Source organism: Phocaeicola coprophilus DSM 18228 = JCM 13818 (assembly GCF_000157915.1).
Classification (GTDB): domain Bacteria; phylum Bacteroidota; class Bacteroidia; order Bacteroidales; family Bacteroidaceae; genus Phocaeicola; species Phocaeicola coprophilus.
Map to the genome: position 1 here is coordinate 30,598 of NZ_EQ973635.1, position 5,006 is coordinate 35,603.

Annotated in this window: 3 protein-coding genes; all 3 read right to left on the bottom strand. The window is 42.8% G+C overall.

What is annotated here, in order from left to right:
* Positions 1-194: 194 nt before the first annotated feature.
* The 3 genes from BACCOPRO_RS04795 to BACCOPRO_RS04805 are packed head-to-tail and all read right to left on the bottom strand — an operon-like array spanning position 195 to position 4,815.
* Positions 195-1,571 (bottom strand): alpha-amylase, encoded by a 1,377-nt coding sequence (locus tag BACCOPRO_RS04795; RefSeq protein ID WP_008141470.1) that lies wholly within the window; start codon positions 1,569-1,571, stop codon positions 195-197.
* 17 nt (positions 1,572-1,588) lie between these two features.
* Positions 1,589-2,857, bottom strand: coding sequence for a glycosyltransferase family 4 protein (locus tag BACCOPRO_RS04800; protein ID WP_008141471.1), 1,269 nt, complete (start codon positions 2,855-2,857; stop codon positions 1,589-1,591).
* Between the two features lie 14 nt (positions 2,858-2,871).
* Positions 2,872-4,815 carry a glycogen debranching enzyme N-terminal domain-containing protein gene (locus tag BACCOPRO_RS04805; RefSeq protein ID WP_022277377.1) on the bottom strand — a complete coding sequence of 648 codons (1,944 nt, stop codon included), beginning with the start codon at positions 4,813-4,815 and terminating at the stop codon, positions 2,872-2,874.
* Between the last annotated feature and the right edge of the window lie 191 nt (positions 4,816-5,006).

Below are 5,006 nucleotides of genomic sequence, written 5' to 3' on the forward strand. Positions count from 1 at the left end.
TTTTTCCTGCTTTTTTTATAACCTTCCACAACATACCTGCCAGCCCTATCTCTTTCAGGAGTCAGCACTCAAAATCTCCACACCCTAACCTTTCTCCACAGAATAAAAATACGGAGTCCATCTCACGACAGGCTCCGTATTTCAGACTGTTATTATTTAAAACAGACTTCCAGATTTATCTATTATGAAAACTGTTATTCACTTTTTTTTGTAGTTTTCTTAGCTGCAGGTTTCTTTGCGGCAGGCTTTTTAGCAGCAGGAGCTGCAACCTTTTCTTCAGCTTTCTTCAATGCCTCCTGCAGTCTGGCAACCTCTTCATTCAGCTGAACCAGTTCCTCACCCTGATTCTTGATTGTAGTCAACAGAGAGTTCAGTTCCTCATTATCCATATCAACCGGATACAAAGAATTCACACGAGCAATAAAGTCTCCCAAAATGTTCATATAGTTAGTGAAAGCATCAAAAGGAGAATCATAAATACCACGCGGCAGATAAATACCCGTATTCTTGGTAGTCATGAAACGGAAGTTATTGCTGGCCTGCAGATAATCCCAGTCTTGCTTGATTCGGCGGTCATCACACAAGTGTACACGTTCTGCCACACTATACAACTTGTTGAAAGCCTCACGCTGCATGGCATTTCCCAACCAACAGCTGACATCTCTTTCTTCATCCGACCATGACAACGGATAAGGTACATCCACCTTATCAACAGATTTCAGTTTGGTAACCACTTCTGTCGGAGTAGAGAATGTAATACCTCTTTCCTTCGCACAAGCCGGCAGAGCTTTCAGGAATTCCAGAATATTTGAGGATAACGGCTGAACCATACCCAGTGCCTGCAATTCCATAAAGATATTGATTACCTGTTCCCCTTCCGGCAAAGCTGCAATCCAATCCATATATTTGTCAGCAAACAACGGGTATTCATTCCACTCTGAATTAGAGAAGCGCAGACTAATATCATCTGACAACTTGTAATCACGCAACAAAAGCTTCAGGTTCGGGTTTTCGGCACAGTGATACAGATAGTGCGGACTCTTCCATCCCAGCACATGCTTTGCACCTTCGGTAAGCATTCCCTTGAAGCCCATTTCTGCAATGATACCACCGATCGCATCAGAATAAATCAAGCTGGAATTACGGAATACTTTCGGAGTCTGTCCGAAAACTTCTTTCACCTTATTGCTCATCCGCATAACTTCTTCACGGAAGCAGTCTTCGTTGGCTAAAGAAGACAAACCATGAGAATAAGGTTCAGCCAGGAATTCCACGCATCCCGTTTCATTCAGTTCCTGCAAAAGTTCAATAACGCGGGGAGCATGTATTTCAAGCTGCTCCAGTCCCACACCGGAAAGTGAAAGGGCAACCTTGAACGCACCGGCATTAGCTTTCGCCATCTCAATCAATGTAACCAAAGCCGGAATATAACTCTTTTCTGCAATTTCCGTAATGCAACGTTCATTTTCATAATCATCGTAGTAATAATGGTCACGACCAATGTCGAAGCAACGGTAACGTTTCAGATGTATGATTTGATGTATCTCAAAGTAAAGGCAAATTGTTTTCATATCGCAATCACATTTTATTATTTAGCGTAATTTCTTAATACGTCCTCGTACAGGCCACGAATCTTCCAGCCCACTTTTTCCCACGTAATTCCATCTACTTCCTTACGTCCTTCTTCCTGCAGATATTTGAACAGTGAAGGATAAGTACAGATAGCATAGATGGCATCAGCCATGGCATTGATATCCCAGTAGTCCGTCTTGATTACATTTTCCAGAATTTCCCCGCAACCTGACTGTTTGGAAATGATGGAAGGAGTTCCACACTGCATAGCTTCCAGCGGTGCGATACCGAAAGGTTCAGAAACCGACGGCATAACAAACACATCACTGTTCTTATATGCTTCATACACCTGACGTCCACGTTGGAATCCCGGGAAGTGGAAGCGGTCCGCAATACCTCTTTCTGCTGCCAGATTAATCATGGCATTCAGCATATCTCCGGAACCGGCCATCACAAAACGGATATTACGCGTACGTTTAAGTACCAGTGCGGCTGCTTCTACAAAGTACTCAGGTCCTTTCTGCATAGTGATACGTCCGAGGAAAGTCACGATCTTTTCCTTCGGATGTTCCACACGAGGAATATCCTGCAAATCCTGTGAAAGCGGATATACGGCATTATGCACAGCAAAAACCTTGTTCGGATTCTGATGATACTCGTTGATTACTGTACGGCGAGTCAGTTCGGACACACACATAATACAATCAGCATGGTCCATTCCGTTCTTTTCCATTGCATAAACCGTAGGGTTAACTTTTCCACGGGAACGATCGAAATCGGTAGCATGCACATGAATACACAGTGGTTTTCCGCTGACCATCTTGGCATGTACACCAGCCGGATAAGTCAGCCAGTCGTGAGCATGGATAATATCAAACTCCTGCTGACGGGCAACCACACCAGCAATAATAGAAAAGTTATTGATCTCTTCATGCAGGTTCTGCGGATAACCGCCGGCAAATTCCATACACCCCAGATCGTTGACGTGCATATAAGAAAAGTCAGCATAGATATGATCACGGAAAGCATAATACTGCTCCGGTGTCATATATTCCGGCAAACGTGACTTCAGATAATCATAATTCACATCACGCCATACGATAGGCACTTGATTCATTCCGATAATATTCAGGAATTTCTCTTCCTGACCGGAAGGCTTGGGCAGACAGAATGTAGTCTCCACATCTCCCTGCAAGCTCAGCCCCTTCGTGATTCCATAAGAAGCTACAGCAAGACCACCGTATATCTTGGGAGGAAATTCCCATCCAAACATTAATACTTTCATACAGGCTCCTCCTTTTAATAATTATATTTATCCAACAAATACAAAACTCGCAATATCTCAGCCACATTCATGGTGAACGATACGGCACCACGACCACGGAAAGGCGGATTACCATCAAACAGCTCAGGAATGGATCCGATACAATGACAGGTCAATTCGTCTTCGAAGCTGATCAGCTGACGTTCAACAAATGAAATTGCACTCCGTTTGTAAATACGCAAGTAAGCTTCCAGATAGAATCCTTCCAGCCACGGCCAGGCTGTTCCCTGGTGGTAAGCATAATCACGCTGCAACTGAGGACCTACATAGTTCGGATTGTATCCGCCACTCTTCGGGCTCAGGGAACGCAATCCTTTCGGAGTCAGCAGTTCTTTGGTTACAATATCAACCACTCCCTTCTTCTGACGGGAATTCAATGGTGAATAATCCAGCGCAGCAGCAAAGATCATGTTAGGCCGCACACTCCAGTCCATCATCTGTCCGTCAACGTAGTCCAGCAGATAACCATATTCATTCAGGAATGTATCAACGAAAGCTTGTCCGGCCTTATCAGCAATCAAGGTACAGGTTTCAATCAGTTCATTGCAACCGAAATCTGTCAGCAAATCTCCTGTGAATCTCAAAGCATTATACCATAAGCTATTAAATTCGACAATATATCCTGTACGCGGAGTAACCGGGCGACCATTTACTGTTGAGTTCATCCAGGTAATAGCCTTCTGAATACCTTCGGAATAAATCAGACCATTTTCATCCACCCGCATATTCGGATGTTTTCCTGCGGTCAGATAGGCCATAATGTCTTTCAGCAAAGTTCCGTATTTAGCTTTTGCCACTTCGCGGGAAACCATCTTCGCATACTGCTGAATTGTCCAGACAGCCCACAACAGGACATCCGGATGTTCCATCTCATACACTTTCAGATGCGTTTCCTCTCCATTCATAAAGGCATAAATGGCATGTGAGGCCGTATTCATCACCTGCTCGAATTTTTCTACTTCCCCAACAGAAAGCATCAAACCCGGCAACGAGATAAACATGTCACGCGCACGGCATTTAAACCAAGGATAACCGGCAAGTATATAGGAATCTTCCCCCTGTTTATTTAAAAACTGATGAGCGGCATTGATCAGACACTTCTTGAAATCTGCACGCGGTGTTCGTTCTTCAACTTCTTTAGTAAACAGATCATTCAGCCCCGCTGTATCCTGCATCGCTGTGATTCCCCCTGAAAAGACAACCGATTCCCCTTTTTTGATATTGACTTCAAAATACCCCGGAACATACAAGTCTTCATTAAAATCATATCCTCTCTCCTGCTCCTTGGGATATTCAATTCCCCGATACCAGTCTGGCTGGAAATGAAATTCATTCGGTTTGTTCAACTGCATATATAGCTCCGGATAGCCGGGATACATACTAGTTTTGATTCCGTTTTCCACCAGATCGTAGTGACGGTTGGCCTGTGCGTTCTCATGTGTATACTGGCGTACACTCCGGAATGCCAGGAAAGGCCGAAATCGAAGAGTAGTCTCTGAATGGGCATCCACCAACGTATAACGAATCAGGATACGGTTTTCATAATGAACGAAAACTTTTTCTTTCTTGAGAATTACTCCACCTACCCGATACCATGTCGTAGGAACTTTTTCACATTCAAATTCACGAATGTACTTGTGACCGCGAGGGCTGAAATTATCTCCGTGATATTTGTGAAGCCCTAAATTAAACTCTGCACCGTGCTGTATAACAGTTTCATCCAATGAAGACAACAACACATGGTTTTCATCGTCCAGTTCCGGTATCGGAATGACAAGCAAACCATGATATTTGCGAGTATTACAATCTACAATGGTAGAACAATGATACGCACCTGAACGGTTAGTCCGAAGAATCTCACGCGGAAGAGATTCTTCCAGGTTTGTCATTAATGTTTTGTCAAATCGTAAATAACTCATAGTTTTCATCTTAAGGTTATAATATAATCTTAGTTCTATAAAAAAATGTTATTATATACACCTCAAAATTACTAATTAAATAATAAAACAAAAATCAATTAAGCATTTTTTTTCATTTTTCTAGAACAATATTTCAAAGAACCATATTTTTCAAACACAAATATGTGAAATTTCTGTTACGCAACATATAC